17 protein-coding genes are annotated in these 13,047 nt (G+C 56.9%); 16 read left to right on the top strand and 1 reads right to left on the bottom strand.

Going from position 1 to position 13,047, the window contains the following annotated elements; all coding sequences use genetic code 11:
- Positions 1-322 precede the first annotated feature (322 nt).
- The 10 genes from JFU57_RS24890 to JFU57_RS24845 all read left to right on the top strand — a co-directional run bounded on the left by JFU57_RS24890 (position 323) and on the right by JFU57_RS24845 (position 9,579).
- On the top strand, positions 323-1,111 hold the full coding sequence (locus JFU57_RS24890; protein WP_201131106.1) for a hypothetical protein: 789 nt from the start codon (positions 323-325) through the stop codon (positions 1,109-1,111).
- A gap of 174 nt (positions 1,112-1,285) precedes the next feature.
- Complete coding sequence (locus JFU57_RS24885; RefSeq protein ID WP_201131105.1) at positions 1,286-1,909, top strand: putative metallopeptidase; 624 nt, start codon at positions 1,286-1,288, stop codon at positions 1,907-1,909.
- Positions 1,910-1,940: 31 nt separating this feature from the next.
- Entirely contained in the window at positions 1,941-2,417 is a 477-nt protein-coding gene (locus tag JFU57_RS24880) for a DUF2280 domain-containing protein (RefSeq protein WP_201131104.1), read from the top strand.
- On the top strand, positions 2,392-3,714 hold the full coding sequence (locus JFU57_RS24875) for a phage terminase large subunit family protein (RefSeq protein ID WP_201131103.1): 1,323 nt from the start codon (positions 2,392-2,394) through the stop codon (positions 3,712-3,714). Before JFU57_RS24880 ends, JFU57_RS24875 begins: the two co-directional genes overlap by 26 nt.
- A complete protein-coding gene (locus tag JFU57_RS24870) occupies positions 3,711-5,129 on the top strand; it encodes a DUF4055 domain-containing protein (RefSeq protein ID WP_201131102.1) in 1,419 nt (472 codons plus the stop codon). Before JFU57_RS24875 ends, JFU57_RS24870 begins: the two co-directional genes overlap by 4 nt.
- On the top strand, positions 5,104-6,189 hold the full coding sequence (locus JFU57_RS24865; protein WP_201131101.1) for a minor capsid protein: 1,086 nt from the start codon (positions 5,104-5,106) through the stop codon (positions 6,187-6,189). Before JFU57_RS24870 ends, JFU57_RS24865 begins: the two co-directional genes overlap by 26 nt.
- A 492-nt stretch (positions 6,190-6,681) precedes the next feature.
- Positions 6,682-7,410, top strand: a complete 729-nt coding sequence (locus JFU57_RS24860; protein WP_201131100.1) for a hypothetical protein — start codon at positions 6,682-6,684, stop codon at positions 7,408-7,410.
- Between the two features lie 12 nt (positions 7,411-7,422).
- On the top strand, positions 7,423-8,388 hold the full coding sequence (locus JFU57_RS24855; RefSeq protein WP_201131099.1) for a major capsid protein: 966 nt from the start codon (positions 7,423-7,425) through the stop codon (positions 8,386-8,388).
- A gap of 46 nt (positions 8,389-8,434) precedes the next feature.
- Positions 8,435-9,016, top strand: a complete 582-nt coding sequence (locus JFU57_RS24850; RefSeq protein ID WP_201131098.1) for a hypothetical protein — start codon at positions 8,435-8,437, stop codon at positions 9,014-9,016.
- 59 nt (positions 9,017-9,075) lie between these two features.
- Positions 9,076-9,579 carry a DnaT-like ssDNA-binding protein gene (locus JFU57_RS24845; protein ID WP_201131097.1) on the top strand — a complete coding sequence of 168 codons (504 nt, stop codon included), beginning with the start codon at positions 9,076-9,078 and terminating at the stop codon, positions 9,577-9,579.
- Here the strand turns inward: JFU57_RS24845 and JFU57_RS24840 are convergent.
- Complete coding sequence (locus tag JFU57_RS24840) at positions 9,540-9,887, bottom strand: hypothetical protein (RefSeq protein ID WP_201131096.1); 348 nt, start codon at positions 9,885-9,887, stop codon at positions 9,540-9,542. The genes JFU57_RS24845 and JFU57_RS24840 overlap by 40 nt on opposite strands.
- Before the next feature lie 29 nt (positions 9,888-9,916).
- On the opposite strand from JFU57_RS24840, the gene JFU57_RS24835 reads away from it, so the two are divergent.
- The 6 genes from JFU57_RS24835 (at position 9,917) to JFU57_RS24810 (ending at position 13,030) form a co-directional block, all read left to right on the top strand.
- A complete protein-coding gene (locus tag JFU57_RS24835) occupies positions 9,917-10,285 on the top strand; it encodes a hypothetical protein (protein ID WP_201131095.1) in 369 nt (122 codons plus the stop codon).
- A 158-nt stretch (positions 10,286-10,443) separates the two neighbouring features.
- Positions 10,444-10,755 carry a hypothetical protein gene (locus JFU57_RS24830; protein WP_201131094.1) on the top strand — a complete coding sequence of 104 codons (312 nt, stop codon included), beginning with the start codon at positions 10,444-10,446 and terminating at the stop codon, positions 10,753-10,755.
- A 94-nt stretch (positions 10,756-10,849) separates the two neighbouring features.
- A complete protein-coding gene (locus JFU57_RS24825) occupies positions 10,850-11,506 on the top strand; it encodes a hypothetical protein (protein ID WP_201131093.1) in 657 nt (218 codons plus the stop codon).
- Positions 11,503-11,919, top strand: coding sequence for a phage tail terminator-like protein (locus tag JFU57_RS24820; protein ID WP_201131092.1), 417 nt, complete (start codon positions 11,503-11,505; stop codon positions 11,917-11,919). Before JFU57_RS24825 ends, JFU57_RS24820 begins: the two co-directional genes overlap by 4 nt.
- 70 nt (positions 11,920-11,989) lie before the next feature.
- Positions 11,990-12,646 carry a phage tail protein gene (locus tag JFU57_RS24815; protein ID WP_201131091.1) on the top strand — a complete coding sequence of 219 codons (657 nt, stop codon included), beginning with the start codon at positions 11,990-11,992 and terminating at the stop codon, positions 12,644-12,646.
- Positions 12,647-12,649: 3 nt separating this feature from the next.
- On the top strand, positions 12,650-13,030 hold the full coding sequence (locus JFU57_RS24810; protein ID WP_201131090.1) for a phage tail assembly chaperone: 381 nt from the start codon (positions 12,650-12,652) through the stop codon (positions 13,028-13,030).
- The last annotated feature ends 17 nt before the right edge of the window (positions 13,031-13,047 follow it).

The following is a 13,047-nucleotide window of genomic DNA, read 5'->3' as shown; positions in this document are numbered from 1 at the left end:
GAGCACTGCCCAGCGTGTGATAAGAGTAAGGGAAATAGGACGTGACAAAGTTCGGAACTCAGTAAGTCATGTTTCTACCAACGGAGATGGGAGCACAATAGACGGTCAGTGCAAAAGCCTCTCTATCTCCCGCACTATTGTGATGTTGTGATGCCATAATTGTTGGCTATGCTTTTGGTTGCCGGTAATTCAGACGGTAATCTAGCCGAAGGGAATCGCCATGAATGTACTCCAGATTGCTACGCTGATAAGCTCAGTTCTCGCGACTGCAGGGTGTGCGCCTTACTTGGCGACTAGAACTCTCCAGGCGGAGGACCGTGTAGTGACTGTCGTGGAACTGCCTACATATAAGGCTGACGGAAGCAAAAACGGCGGCCTACGTGTCGTTTGTCCGGAACCTAGCCCTGACGCGCTGAAGACTCTTGCTGGGTCCGCCACTGCGGAGAAAGCGGATGTTGCTGCGCTGTCAATCGCTTTTCAAGAGTCTGCTGCAAACATAGGTTTACGAACTCAATCGATACAGTTGCTGCGTGACCAGCTTTTCAGTATCTGCCAAGCGTACGCCAACGGTGCAATTAATGCGTCTGCATATCAAATGCTCCTGACTCGCAATCAGCGAAATACTGTTGCGATCATGGCGATTGAACAGCTAACTGGTGTGGTAAGAGGGCCAAACGTTGCACTGAGCGGATCCAGCACCGCTAACCAAGCTAAAGAAGTAATGGATCTGACTGCCCAGATTAATACCTCAGAAACTGACTACAATAAAATGGACGATGAAGGCAAAAAAAGTCCCGAGGGAATCCGTATGAAGGCGTCCATTGACTCTCTAAAGAAGGGCTTAGATGCGGCTCGCTCTGCCTTGGTAAGTACTGCTGGAAGCGCGACCACTACGGTAGCGCCGTCGACACAGCTTGATCCCACCAGTCTAACCACTGTTGCAGAGGCAGTGAAATATATTTCGGACAAAGTCACGGGAGTCAATGACGGTTATTATTTGTGTTTGGATGCTTATAAGACTTATGAGGTGAAAAATATCCCTGCATCTCTAAAAGAATCATGCGACGCTATTTTTAAAGAAACAAATCCTCAATTTGTAGGTTCTCCTTAAGCCTGCGAGGCAACTTCTTGTACCTGATGCCAGATGTTATCCGTATAGAGAACGGCTTCCGTAGATGACGAAGGTACAGTGTCTTATCCCTTCGCGGTCTTGAGTTTTGTATTCTTTATGTGATTGACTCTAACTTGGTTCAATATATGGCTCATATTTAGGGTTATGTTACCTATGGTCAGACCGATGCCATCTGAGACGTTGCTTGTGGTGTCCGATCTATCTGACTTCAGCGTCCGCTTGATCCCGGCCCCCGATGTATGGGAGTGGCTACAGGTGGAGATCCTTGCCGACACCGGCAGCATTCACAACCCAGACCATGCCCACCTACTGGATGCAGGCATCCAGGTTATGTGGGCGTCGTCGAGCTTCGAGAGGCAGGGCCGCACAGTCCTGGGCCAAGCCGAGCAGGTAGCGTTCCGCGCCGGCGGTTGGCAGAAAGCCCGTATGGAACAGCAGATGCGTGATTGGTTCGGCGACGTACCGGCCTTCATCATCACCCTGGCCGCCGATTACTGCGCCGAGTGCAGCGACACCGACTTCTGCGCCCTGGTAGAGCATGAGCTTTATCACATCGCACACGCCATGGATAAGTACGGCCAGCCAGCCTTCACCAAGGAAGGCGCTCCCAAGCTTGAGATGCGTGGACACGATGTAGAGGAGTTCGTCGGCGTGGTCCGCCGCTATGGTGCGAGCCCTGACGTTCAAGCGTTGGTGGATGCTGCAAACAGTCCTGCTGAAGTGGGGAAATTGAACATTGCGAGGGCCTGCGGAACCTGTCTGCTCAAGTCGGCCTGATATGAGACAGGCATGAGACGGAATCCAATCTATGGCAGTCCTGAAAAACGATGTGAAAGCGTTCATCGTTCAGGCTTTGGCGTGTTTCGACACTCCGACGCAAGTCTCACAAGCGGTGAAACAAGAATTCGATGTTGATGTAACCCGCCAGCAGGTGGAGCAGCACGACCCCACCAAGCGCGCCGGAGTGAACTTGGCAGCCAAGTGGCAGACCCTGTTCCACGACACTCGCAAGCGATTCCGCGAAGAGACCGCAGAGATACCCATCGCCAACCGCGCCTACCGGCTTCGTGGCCTAGGGCGAATGGCTGAGAAGGCCGAGAGTATGCGCAACCTGGCGCTGACCGCTCAGTTGTACGAGCAGGCCGCCAAAGAGGTGGGCGACGTTTACGTGAATCGTCGCCTTGAACCTGAGAAACCTCTGGGCTCGCAAGCGGACCAGCAGCACGCCGTTGCTGAGTACACCTTGGAGCCTGATGAGAATGTCCCCGCTACCCCGTACCTTTGACCCACCGGTAAAGCTGACGCCCAAGCAGGCGAACATTTATTGCTGGGGTTTCCAGCCTGAGGCTCGCTTCCGCGATGCGGTGTGTGGTCGCCGGTTCGGCAAGACATTCTTGGGCAAAGCCGAGATGCGCCGCGCTGCCAGGCTGGCTGCTGAGTGGGGCGTAAGCGTTGAGGATGAGATCTGGTACGGCGCGCCGACCTTCAAGCAAGCTAAGCGCGTGTTCTGGCGACGCCTAAAGCAAGCCATTCCCGAGGCATGGCGCGCACACCGTCCAAACGAGACGGAATGCTCGATCACTCTCAAGTCTGGCCACGTTATGCGCGTGGTGGGTCTCGACAACTACGACAACCTGCGGGGCTCTGGTCTGTTCTTCGTCCTGGTGGATGAATGGGCGGACTGCCCCTGGGCCGCGTGGGAAGAGGTACTGCGGCCTATGCTTTCGACCTGTCAGTACACGATTCCGGATGTCGGGGTGCGAAAGGGTGGCCACGCGCTGCGTATTGGCACACCGAAAGGCTTCAATCACTGCTATGACACGTATCTGGACGGCAAGCCAGGTGGTGAGCCTGACCACAAGAGCTGGCAGTACATGTCATTGCAGGGCGGCAACGTTCCTCCTGAAGAACTGGAGGCCGCTCGCAGGAAGATGGACCCGCGCACCTTCCGGCAAGAGTATGAGGCTGGCTTCGAGAACTACGCCGGTGTCGTTTACTACACATTCAATCGTGACGAATGCCGAACCAGCGAGCGGATAAAGCCAGGCGAGGCTCTGCATATAGGCATGGACTTCAACGTCATGAAGATGGCGGCAGTGGTCTATGTCGTGCGTAACGATCTGCCGATGGCTCTGGATGAGTTTCACGGTGTTCGGGACACGCCTGAGATGATCGAGAAGATCCAGGCACGGTTTCCTGGGCACTCGGTGGCGGTCTATCCCGACGCCAGCGGGCAGAACACCAGCAGCAAAAACGCGAGCGAATCCGACTTGTCGCTGCTGAAGAAAGCAAAATTCACGGTGATCGTCGACTCCACAAACCCTGGCGTGAAGGACCGCGTGAACTCGGTGAACGCCATGTTCCTGAATGCCTACGGTGAGCGACGACTGAAGGTCAACATCGACCAGTGCCCTCAGCTCACCTTGTGCCTGGAGCGACAGACCTACACCGACAAGGGCGAGCCGGACAAAGATCCGAAAAAGGGTCACGACCATATGAACGACGCGGCCGGCTACTTCATCGCCAAGCGTTATCCGATCAAAGCGATCGTCACCTCTATAAAAATGGGATACGCCCGATGAGCAACGACGTCTCCTTCAAGCGGGCGGAATACACGGCAGTGCTGGACCGCTGGGCGACCGTTCGCGACGTCTGCGCGGGCCAGCATCGCGTTGTCGATCGGCTGCCGTACATCAACGCACACGATAAGTCGCCGGAGAACGAAGACCGGAACCGGGCTTACCGTGAGCGGGCGGTGTTCAAGAACGCCACCGGCCACACCCGTAACGGCTTGCTGGGTCTGGCCTTCCACAAAGACCCGACACTGACGGTATCGAAGAAGCTGGAGTACCTGCAGGACAACGCCAACGGTTCCGGGGTGAGCATCTATCAGCACTCACAGGGCACGCTTGAGAAGGTGCTTGAAGCTGGCCGCCACGGTTTGTACGTCGACTATCACCAGGACGACGGTATCGGCGGACACTCGGTGATCCTGTCGTACTGCGCCGAGGACATCATCAACTGGCGCACCGGGATGGTGAATGGCCACAGTGTGCTGACGCTTGTGGTGTTGCGCGAGTCGCCGGAAATACCCGACGGATTCGGCTACAAGACGGCTGAGCAGTACCGGGAACTAGCACTAGAAGATGATGGCTTTGTCTGCCGGGTCTGGCGCAAGTCCGGGCCCGAAAATGGAGGACCGCTGGCGGTCACCGAAGAATTCAGGCCTGAAGGCGTGACGGGGCGTCTCAAAGAGATCCCGTTCACCTTCGTCGGCGCCCAGAACAACGACCCGAGCATCGACGAGTCGCCTCTCTACGACATCGCCATGATCAACCTGGGCCACTACCGGAACAGTGCTGACTATGAGGACAGCGTTTTCTGGTGTGGGCAAGCTCAGCCCTATATCTCTGGGCTCGATGAGCAATGGCGTGACCACATGGAGAAAAACGGCATTTACGTCGGTTCCCGGGCGCCAATGCTGCTTCCTGCCGGCGGTGCCTTCGCCTATGCGCAGCCACTACCGAACACCCTGGTCAAAGAGGCCATGGCTGACAAGAACCAGATGATGATCGAACTGGGAGCGAGGATGGTGGTTGCTTCACTTGCCACCAAGACCGCTACTGAGTCGCGCGGCGATCAATCGGCATCGACATCGATCCTGGCTGGCTGCGTGGCGAACGTCAGCGAGGCATACACCCGGGCAATCATGTGGTGCTGCGCCTACATGGGCATCGCCGACAAGAAGGTCGCCTACCAGGTCAACCAAGAGTTCGTCGAGCTCACCGCTGACCCGCAGATGATCACGGCCTTGGTTGGCTTGTGGCAGAACGGCGGCTTCGCGAAAGCGGATCTTCGGGCCTACCTGCGTAAGCTTGGGCTGATTGCGCCAGAGCGCACCGACCAACAGATCGACGGCGAGCTGGAAGAGCAAGGCGACGGCCTGGGCCTGGATGACGAGGTAACACCAAATGGCGGCAAACCAAGCAATCCTTGACGCCACGATCCGGCACGCTGTCTTCCTCGAAAAGCTGAAGTCGGGGGAGGTGGGCAAGTTCGCTCCCTTCCTCAAGGAGATTGATCGCTCGATCCGAGACAGGCTCACCCAGTCGGACCTGAGCGAGTACAGCACGAAGCGGCTGGAGGCGCTGCTGAAGGAGGTAGACAGTCTGTTGCTGGGCATCTTCGATCGCTACAGCGCGCAATTGAATCTCGACCTGGTGGATATCGCCAACTACGAGGCTGAGTTCGAAGCGACCAGTCTGGCCAGGTCGGCGCCAGTTGGTGTGTCGCTCGATGTTGTGGCCCCCACAGCGGCTGCAATACGCACAGCGGTGCTGACGAATCCGCTCAGCGTGCGTGGTACCGGCGGCGGAAAGCTGCTGAAGGCCTTCATCAAGGGCTGGACTGTTGCTGAGCGCGAACGCGTCACTGGCACAATCAGGCAGGGTTTCTTCGAAGGACAGACCAACTTCCAGATTATCCGCAATATCCGAGGCACCAAGGCTGCCGGCTACAAAGATGGGATCCTCGCGACCACCAGCCGCAACGCCAGTACGGTCGTGCACACCGCTATTCAGCATGTGTCGTCCCAGGCACGGATGGAGGTGGCCAAGGCCAATACGGACATCGTGTCCGAGATTGAGATGGTCGCCACACTGGACAGCAAGACCAGTCAGACCTGCCGGTCGATGGATAAGCGGCGGTTCCCGGTCGACTCTGGTCCCAGGCCGCCGTTCCACCCGAACTGCCGAACCACGTTCATCCTGCTGACCAAGCTCAGCGAGATATTCGCCAAGAGCGCGACGCGTGCTGCGGTGGGCGCTGATGGGGCAGGGCAGGTTAACGCCAGCCTCAACTACTACCGCTGGCTACAGCAGCAACCAGCAGCGTTTCAGGATGCAGCGATTGGTCCAAAGAGGGCCAAGCTTTTCCGTGAGGGCGGCCTGACCGTAGAGCGTTTCGCGGAGCTGCAGCTTGATCGAAACCTTGCGCCGCTAACTCTGGCTCAGATGAAAAGTCTGGAGCCGTTGGCGTTCGAGCAAGCTGGCGTATAGTCCACCGAAATCACTACAGCGAAAGGACGTGCAAGGTGTTGAGTTTCATACCTGAAAATGAAAGGAACGAGCTGTCTCAACTACTGGTTGTTGTGTTTTACCCAAGTTGGTCTGGTGATGTGGCGGAGCGTCTTGCTATTCGTAAAAGGGCAATCTCTTGGATCAGGTCTTATCGTAAAAATAGACACTTCGAACACTCCGAGGCTATAAATTTGGTCCTGAATAGCATCCTCACGCAAGGATGGCTAAAGAAAGAAGTCCGTAAGTACTCCATCGGCATATCTGATCCCAATCGCTCGCTCTCGCAGGTCGCTCAGGCCAGATCAGATCTTCTATTTCTCACTGATCAGATTTACCAATCCGTCACCGGCGATGAGGGATTGTGTAGCTTGAAGATGCTCAGGTACTGAGGACTTACAACCTATCAACCCGCTTCGGCGGGTTTTTTTATGCCTGCAAAGCGGGCAAAACATACCCAAGGGGGGCATCACAGTGGCAGAAGAAAACGAAATCGATCTGGAAAACCCGGCAATCAAGGCCGCTATCGCGACTGCCGTTGAAGCATCCGTTTCGGGCTTGAAAACCAAGAACTCGGAGCTGCTGGGCAAGCTAAAGGAAACCACCGGCAAACTGACCCAGTTCGAAACCCAGTTTGAAGGCATCGACATCGATGCCGTGAAAGGTCTGCTCAGTCGCGCGGGCCAGGACGAAGAAACCAAGCTGCTGACAGAGGGCAAGGTGGACGAAGTCTTCAACCGCCGCACCGAGCGCCTGCGTGGTGATTACGACAAGCAGCTGAAGACCGTCAGCGAACGCGCCGAGAAGGCTGAGTCCTTCGCTGCAAAGTTCCAGGGCAAAGTCCTGGGCGATTCAGTACGTGGCGCCGCACTGAAAGCCGGTGCGCTCCCTGAAGCAACCGACGACATCATCCTGCGCGCCAAAGGCGTGTTTACCCTTAACGAAGATGGCGATGCAGTCGCTGTTGATGAATCCGGTCAGGTCATTCTCGGCAAAGACGGCAAGACCCCTCTGACTCCTCTCGAGTGGGCGGAATCTCTGCGCGAAAGCGCACCCCATCTGTGGCCAAGGGCTTCAGGAACATTTGCCCCGGGCGGGGGTAGCGGCAAGGCTGCATTCAAGCGCTCCGAAATGACCTCCGAGCAAAAGCGCGACTTCCAGCGCAAGCACGGCCAAACCGCATATCTGCAATTGCCCAAGTAAGGGGATTGACCCATGGCTACAACCGTAAACAGCGACCTGATCATCTACAACGATGAGGCGCAAACCGCATACCTGGAGCGTGTCCAGGACAACCTCGATGTGTTCAACGCATCCTCCAATGGCGCGATGGTGCTCGACAACGAGCTGATCGAAGGTGATTTCCGCAAGCGTGCTTTGTACAAGCTCAATGGCTCGCTGGAGCACCGCGACGTCAACTCTGACGGCAAGGTAACCGCAAAGAAGATCAGCGCCGGCGAAGCTGTCGGCGTCAAGGCTCCCTGGAAGTACGGCCCGTACCAGACCACCGAAGAGGCGTTCAAGCGTCGCGGTCGTCCGGTCGAGGAGTTCTCCCAGATCGTCGGTGCTGATGTGGCCGACGCGACGCTGGAAGGCTTCATCCAGTACGCCACTGCTGGTTTGCGCGCCGCGATCGGCTCCAACGCTGAAATGGTGGTCTCTGCCAACATCGAAACCGATGGCAAAAAGACGCTGACCCGTGGCATGCGCAAGTTCGGCGACAAGTTCGGCCGGATCGCTCTGTGGGTCATGCACTCCAGTGCCTACTTCGACATTGTCGATGAAGCCATCACCAACAAGATCTACGAAGAAGCGGGCGTTGTGATCTACGGCGGCCTGCCTGGCACCCTGGGCAAGCCGGTACTGGTGACCGACACGGCTCCGGCCGACGTGATCTTCGGCCTGCTGCCAAACGCGGTGACTATCACTGAGTCCCAAGCCCCAGGCTTCCGTTCCTACGATGTGAACGACGAAGAAAACCTGAGCATCGGCTACCGCGCTGAAGGCACTGTGAACATCGATGTGCTGGGTTACAGCTGGAAAGCCACCACTGGCGGCTCCAACCCGACCCTGGCTGCAGTTGGTTCTGCAGCCAACTGGGTCAAGCACGCTGGCAGCAACAAGGTCACCGCCGGCGTGATGATCAAGCTGACTGCAACGCCTCCTGCCTCTGGCGGTTAAGCCTCAACTCAGCGCGCGGCCAGTTATGGCCGCCTTGGAGAACCCTATGGAACTGACTTACAGCAACCAGCTTGACGGCTTCGACCCGGAGAAGCGTTACCGCAACCCAGAACACTTCGATAAGCCCGAAGCGGGTGTGACCAGCGTGCTGGTGATTGGCGATTGGCCGAGTGTGGTCGACGCGTATGAAGCGCTCGGCATCGACGTGTCGGTGAAGGAGGCTAAGCGGGTGCAGATTGTTGGCGCCGCCAATCAGGCCGATCTGGAACAAGTCATCGCCCTTTTGCGTGATGAACATGGATCGATCCAGATCTTGGTTGACGGCCTGGACGCTGGCGAGATTCATCGACCCGAGTCTGGCGAGCTGGCGTTGCGCTTGTTTGATGTGCTCGGCACCATCCATGCTTCGGTTGGCGAACTGACCACCGAGCGCGACGGGCTGCTCTCGACCGTCGATGCACTGCGCGGTGAGGTCGAAGCGCTGAAGAAGGCCGCTGATCCGCTGGCTGATGACGCAAGTGAAATTGCCGCGCTGAAAGCGAAGCTCGATGAGGCGAAGGTTCAGTACCGTGCGAATGCCTCGAAAGAATCCTTGGAGAAGATCGTCGCTGATCTGCCCAAGGCGTGATACTGGTGGCTGCTGGAGATCCGGCGGCCAATCTTCAAACCATTCCAGCGAGTTGACGCATGACACTCATCATCGAGGACGGCACCGGCAAACCTGAGGCAGAAAGCTATGCGAGTGCCGCGGATCTGGCCATGTATGCCGTGAAGTTCGGCGTTGCCATTCCCGCTGAGGTACCTGTACAGGAAGCATTGCTTCGCCGGGCCGCCTTGGCGATGGATGGCATGACCTGGAAAGGACGCAAGACCAGCAGCGAGCAGGCCTTGTCCTGGCCGCGCCGGGAAGTGTTATTGGATCATGAAATCAAGCCAAACAACTACCTGCCAGCGCGGATTCAATACGGCCAGATGGCCCTGGCCGCCGAGATCCACCAGGACGACATCGACCCGGTGGAGAAACGCAAAGGCGCGGTACTGCTGGACCGTGTTGAGGGGGCTGTGACGCGGCAATACGCGGCTATCCCGAGCACCAGTAATCGGCTGTTACCGGCGGCGCCGGATCGACCGAGCGCGACTCAATTTGCGGATTATTTGCAGCGACGCGGACTGTTTGCTATTCGAGCGTAACCGCCCATATCAGCTTCAAGTATCCGAACCTTATAGGCCTTAAGTAGCGCCGACCTCCCGCCTGCTACCACCTGAGCTAATACGCACGTGCTGAGATACTTCTCTTCGTCAAAAGGAATGCAGTGGGGGGCAAATTCATCCTGAAGATCTTCGGCGATACCAGAAGCGACGGTGTCAGCGAGTACATGCGAAATGGTGTCGCGCATTTCGATCTTCACCGTCAGTTTGTCGGGCCTGTTCTCCAAAGTTGCCTCGTATAACTCCAGAGCAATGTCTAGCAGGCATGAGCTTCTCTCGTCGTCGGTCAAAGCCTGTTTTCCTTTCATGAGGATTGATGATGTCCTTCTACCAAGAAATGGCCGTGGTGGCTCTGGATATGATCACAGAGTTCGGCCAACCCGTGACCATCCGCGACATCATCAAGGGTGAGTACGACCCGGATACCAGCACGACCTCACCTGACTCTGTGGTTGAGCGCATAGCCCAAGGCATCCTCCTGGACTTCACCGGGCAAGAATTCCATACCAACACGCTGATCAAGGTCGGCGACAAAAAGCTGAAGATCGCGGCCGCCGGCCTGGGTCCGGCTCCCAGCCTGCTAAGTAAAGTGGTGGTACAGGGGAAAGCTTGGACGATCATTCCCCCTTTGAAAGAGATCAACCCTGCCGGGACGCCGATTCTGTACGAGTTTCAGCTGAGGTCATGATCCGACTCGAAGGAGTACGAGCGTTAAGATTCGCGCTGGTGTTGCTAGCAAGACATAGGCGTTAAAAGTGCCTTTAGCATTGCTGGTATTGATTGGTGGACAAAGATTTGAGGGCGTAATAGCGTTGTGCCCTTATCTTCCTGCTATGAGTAAAGTATATGGATATGCGCGGTATTGTATTTGCTGTTGGTGCGGCTGTTTTCTTTTCAGTCGCTGCACATGCAGACACAGATGTCAAAAAGGAAATCATTGATCGTTGCAAGTCACAGATGGATAAGTACGGATCAGTAATGGTGAAAGCCTGTGTTGATCAAGATCTTGAAGCAGTAGCTGGCTTGAATGAAATCCCAGATGAGCATAAGAAGACTGTGGCACGCTGCATGAAGCAGATGCGTAAGTACGGTTATAGTTTGGTGAAGGCATGTGTAGACCAGGACCTCGAGGCTGCGAAGTCCTTGAGTGAATACTGAGCTCACGCATTCATTTTTGCGATGACCGTAACTATTCGAAAGCCCGCCTCCAAGCGGGTTTTTTTACGAGTGATGATTAATGAGGAGCTAAATTATGTCCTCGCATTTCGTGAGCAAGAGCGGCAGCTTCGCCGAGAACATTCGGCAGTTCGCCGAGCAGGCCCAGGCAGGTATAGACGCCACCATCCGCGAAATCGTGATCGAGATCGGCAGCAGCGTGATTCGCATGTCACCGGTGGGCAACCCGGAGATCTGGGCGGCAAACGTGGCTCAACGGCAGGTCAACACGCGCGCAGCTGATGACTACGACTTCAAAGTGGCGGTCCGCAACACACTGATCAACCTGGACGAAGGCAATTTCACCAAGTCGGGCAAGCTGCGCCGAGGCGTGAGGTACGCCAAGCCCCTGACCAAGGCCGAGCGTGACCAGAACTTCAATGTGAACGGTCTGGTCGCGGGCAAGGATTACGTTGGCGGGCGTTTCCGGGGTAACTGGCAGTTCTCGATCGATACCCCGGCCGACGGCGTCTTGGATGCGATTGATCCGTCGGGCGGCGTGACCATCGCGGTGCTTAGGGCGCAGGTGCAGTCACTGACGGCGGGGCAGACGGCCTACATAGTGAACAACCTGCCGTACGGCATTCCGCTCGAGTACGGCCACTCCAGGCAGGCGCCCGGCGGCATGGTGCGAGTGACACTGGCCCGCTTTCAGCAAATCGTCGCCGAAGCCATCAGGAACAACCAAATATGAGCCACTTGATCATCCGGCAGCTGTACGAGAAACGCTTGAGAGATTGGGCTGCGGCACGGTTTAAACCGCTGCGAATTGCCTATGAGAACGTCGAATTCACGCCTGCGGACGGTGAAGCCTACTTACGGGCCTTTGCTATCCCGGCCGGCACCGACAGCAACACCCTCAGCGGTGATCACAGAGCGTTCACTGGCGTGTTCCAGGTTAGCGTCGTGACGCCTTCGGGTTCCGGCGCCGGCGCTGCTGAGTCAATCGCTGAAGAGCTCGCTGCGTTGTACCCGATTTACCTGCGGCTACAGCGAGCCAGCTTCGAAGTGGTGACCATGACCCCGGTCGAACCAGGCCCAGGCATTCCGGACGACAGCAGCTACACAGTCGCCGCGTCGTTCCAGTACCGCGCAGACACCAACTAATTCGCCCATTGGGCAAACCCAGAACCCGCCATTGAGCGGGTTTTGTCATTTCTGCAAAGAGGAAAAACCCATGGGATACAAAATTCCTAACGGCGGCACTTTCCAGCACGCAGCCACCTATGAGGCTGCACTGCCGTTTACCGCCATCTCCAACGCCGCAGAGGCAGTGGCTACTGTCGTCGGTGCTGATCTCGATGCCGGTGACATCGTGCTGATCACCTCCGGCTGGAGCAAGTTGGATAACAAGGTCGTGCGCGTGAAGGCTGCTACTGCAGCCGCCATCACCCTGGAAGGTATCGACACTGCTGATACCCAGATCTTCCCGGCCGGCAACGGTGCGGGCACCCTGAAGAAGGTGCTGACCTGGGTACAGATCCCGCAGGTAACTGACCTGGCCTTCTCCGGCGGCGAGCAGAACTACCTGGATGTGGTGTTCCTCGAGAACGATCAGGGCAAGCAGATCCCCACCGACAAGTCGGCGGCCAGTATGGTGCTGACTATCGCTGATGACCCTGCACAGCCTTTCAACGGTGTGCTGATGAAGGCCGATGCCGGGAAGCAGGTCGAAGCCGCTCGCTTGAACCTTCCAGGTAACGACACGCTGTTCTACGGGGCATACACCTCGTTCTCCAAGCAGCCGGCCGTGTCCCGCAACAACCTGCTCACTCGTACCGTGAGCCTGGCGTTGCAGTCCGAGCCCACTCGCTACCTCACTGCGGTGATCTAACCCATGGCCAAGTTCACGCTGATCCAGAAACCGACCTTTCACGCGACCGTCATGGTTCCTCAGGTTGGCGGCGATCCAGTGCAGGTCGGGTTCGAGTTCAAGTACCTGGACCGAACCGCGCTCGCCGATCTGTATGCCGATTGGGGAGAGCGCCACAAGGCGCTTGGCTTGAAGGTCGAGGAGATGGACCTCAAGTCGTTTACCGCGGCCCAGATCGATCTGCAGGTGGATCAGGTCAAGGCGGTGGTGGTCGGCTGGGAGCTTGAGGAGGAGTTGAACGACGAGAATATCCGCATCCTCGTCAGCTCCATTGTCTCGGTACCCAGCGCTGTGTTGGCTGCATATTCCGAGGCTTTCAACCAATCCCGCTTGGGAAACTCCTAAGCGCCGCACGTGCCCTG

Source organism: Pseudomonas sp. TH07 (genome assembly GCF_016651285.1).
Classification (GTDB): domain Bacteria; phylum Pseudomonadota; class Gammaproteobacteria; order Pseudomonadales; family Pseudomonadaceae; genus Aquipseudomonas.
This window is presented reverse-complemented; position numbering and strand designations above follow the sequence as displayed.

Coding starts and splice junctions, on each gene's coding strand:
- JFU57_RS24885 (WP_201131105.1), top strand. CDS start 1,286: ATGGTCAGACCGATGCCATCTGAGACGTTGCTTGTGGTGTCCGATCTA.
- JFU57_RS24880 (WP_201131104.1), top strand. CDS start 1,941: ATGGCAGTCCTGAAAAACGATGTGAAAGCGTTCATCGTTCAGGCTTTG.
- JFU57_RS24875 (WP_201131103.1), top strand. CDS start 2,392: ATGTCCCCGCTACCCCGTACCTTTGACCCACCGGTAAAGCTGACGCCC.
- JFU57_RS24870 (WP_201131102.1), top strand. CDS start 3,711: ATGAGCAACGACGTCTCCTTCAAGCGGGCGGAATACACGGCAGTGCTG.
- JFU57_RS24865 (WP_201131101.1), top strand. CDS start 5,104: ATGGCGGCAAACCAAGCAATCCTTGACGCCACGATCCGGCACGCTGTC.
- JFU57_RS24855 (WP_201131099.1), top strand. CDS start 7,423: ATGGCTACAACCGTAAACAGCGACCTGATCATCTACAACGATGAGGCG.
- JFU57_RS24850 (WP_201131098.1), top strand. CDS start 8,435: ATGGAACTGACTTACAGCAACCAGCTTGACGGCTTCGACCCGGAGAAG.
- JFU57_RS24845 (WP_201131097.1), top strand. CDS start 9,076: ATGACACTCATCATCGAGGACGGCACCGGCAAACCTGAGGCAGAAAGC.
- JFU57_RS24835 (WP_201131095.1), top strand. CDS start 9,917: ATGTCCTTCTACCAAGAAATGGCCGTGGTGGCTCTGGATATGATCACA.
- JFU57_RS24830 (WP_201131094.1), top strand. CDS start 10,444: ATGGATATGCGCGGTATTGTATTTGCTGTTGGTGCGGCTGTTTTCTTT.
- JFU57_RS24825 (WP_201131093.1), top strand. CDS start 10,850: ATGTCCTCGCATTTCGTGAGCAAGAGCGGCAGCTTCGCCGAGAACATT.
- JFU57_RS24820 (WP_201131092.1), top strand. CDS start 11,503: ATGAGCCACTTGATCATCCGGCAGCTGTACGAGAAACGCTTGAGAGAT.
- JFU57_RS24815 (WP_201131091.1), top strand. CDS start 11,990: ATGGGATACAAAATTCCTAACGGCGGCACTTTCCAGCACGCAGCCACC.
- JFU57_RS24810 (WP_201131090.1), top strand. CDS start 12,650: ATGGCCAAGTTCACGCTGATCCAGAAACCGACCTTTCACGCGACCGTC.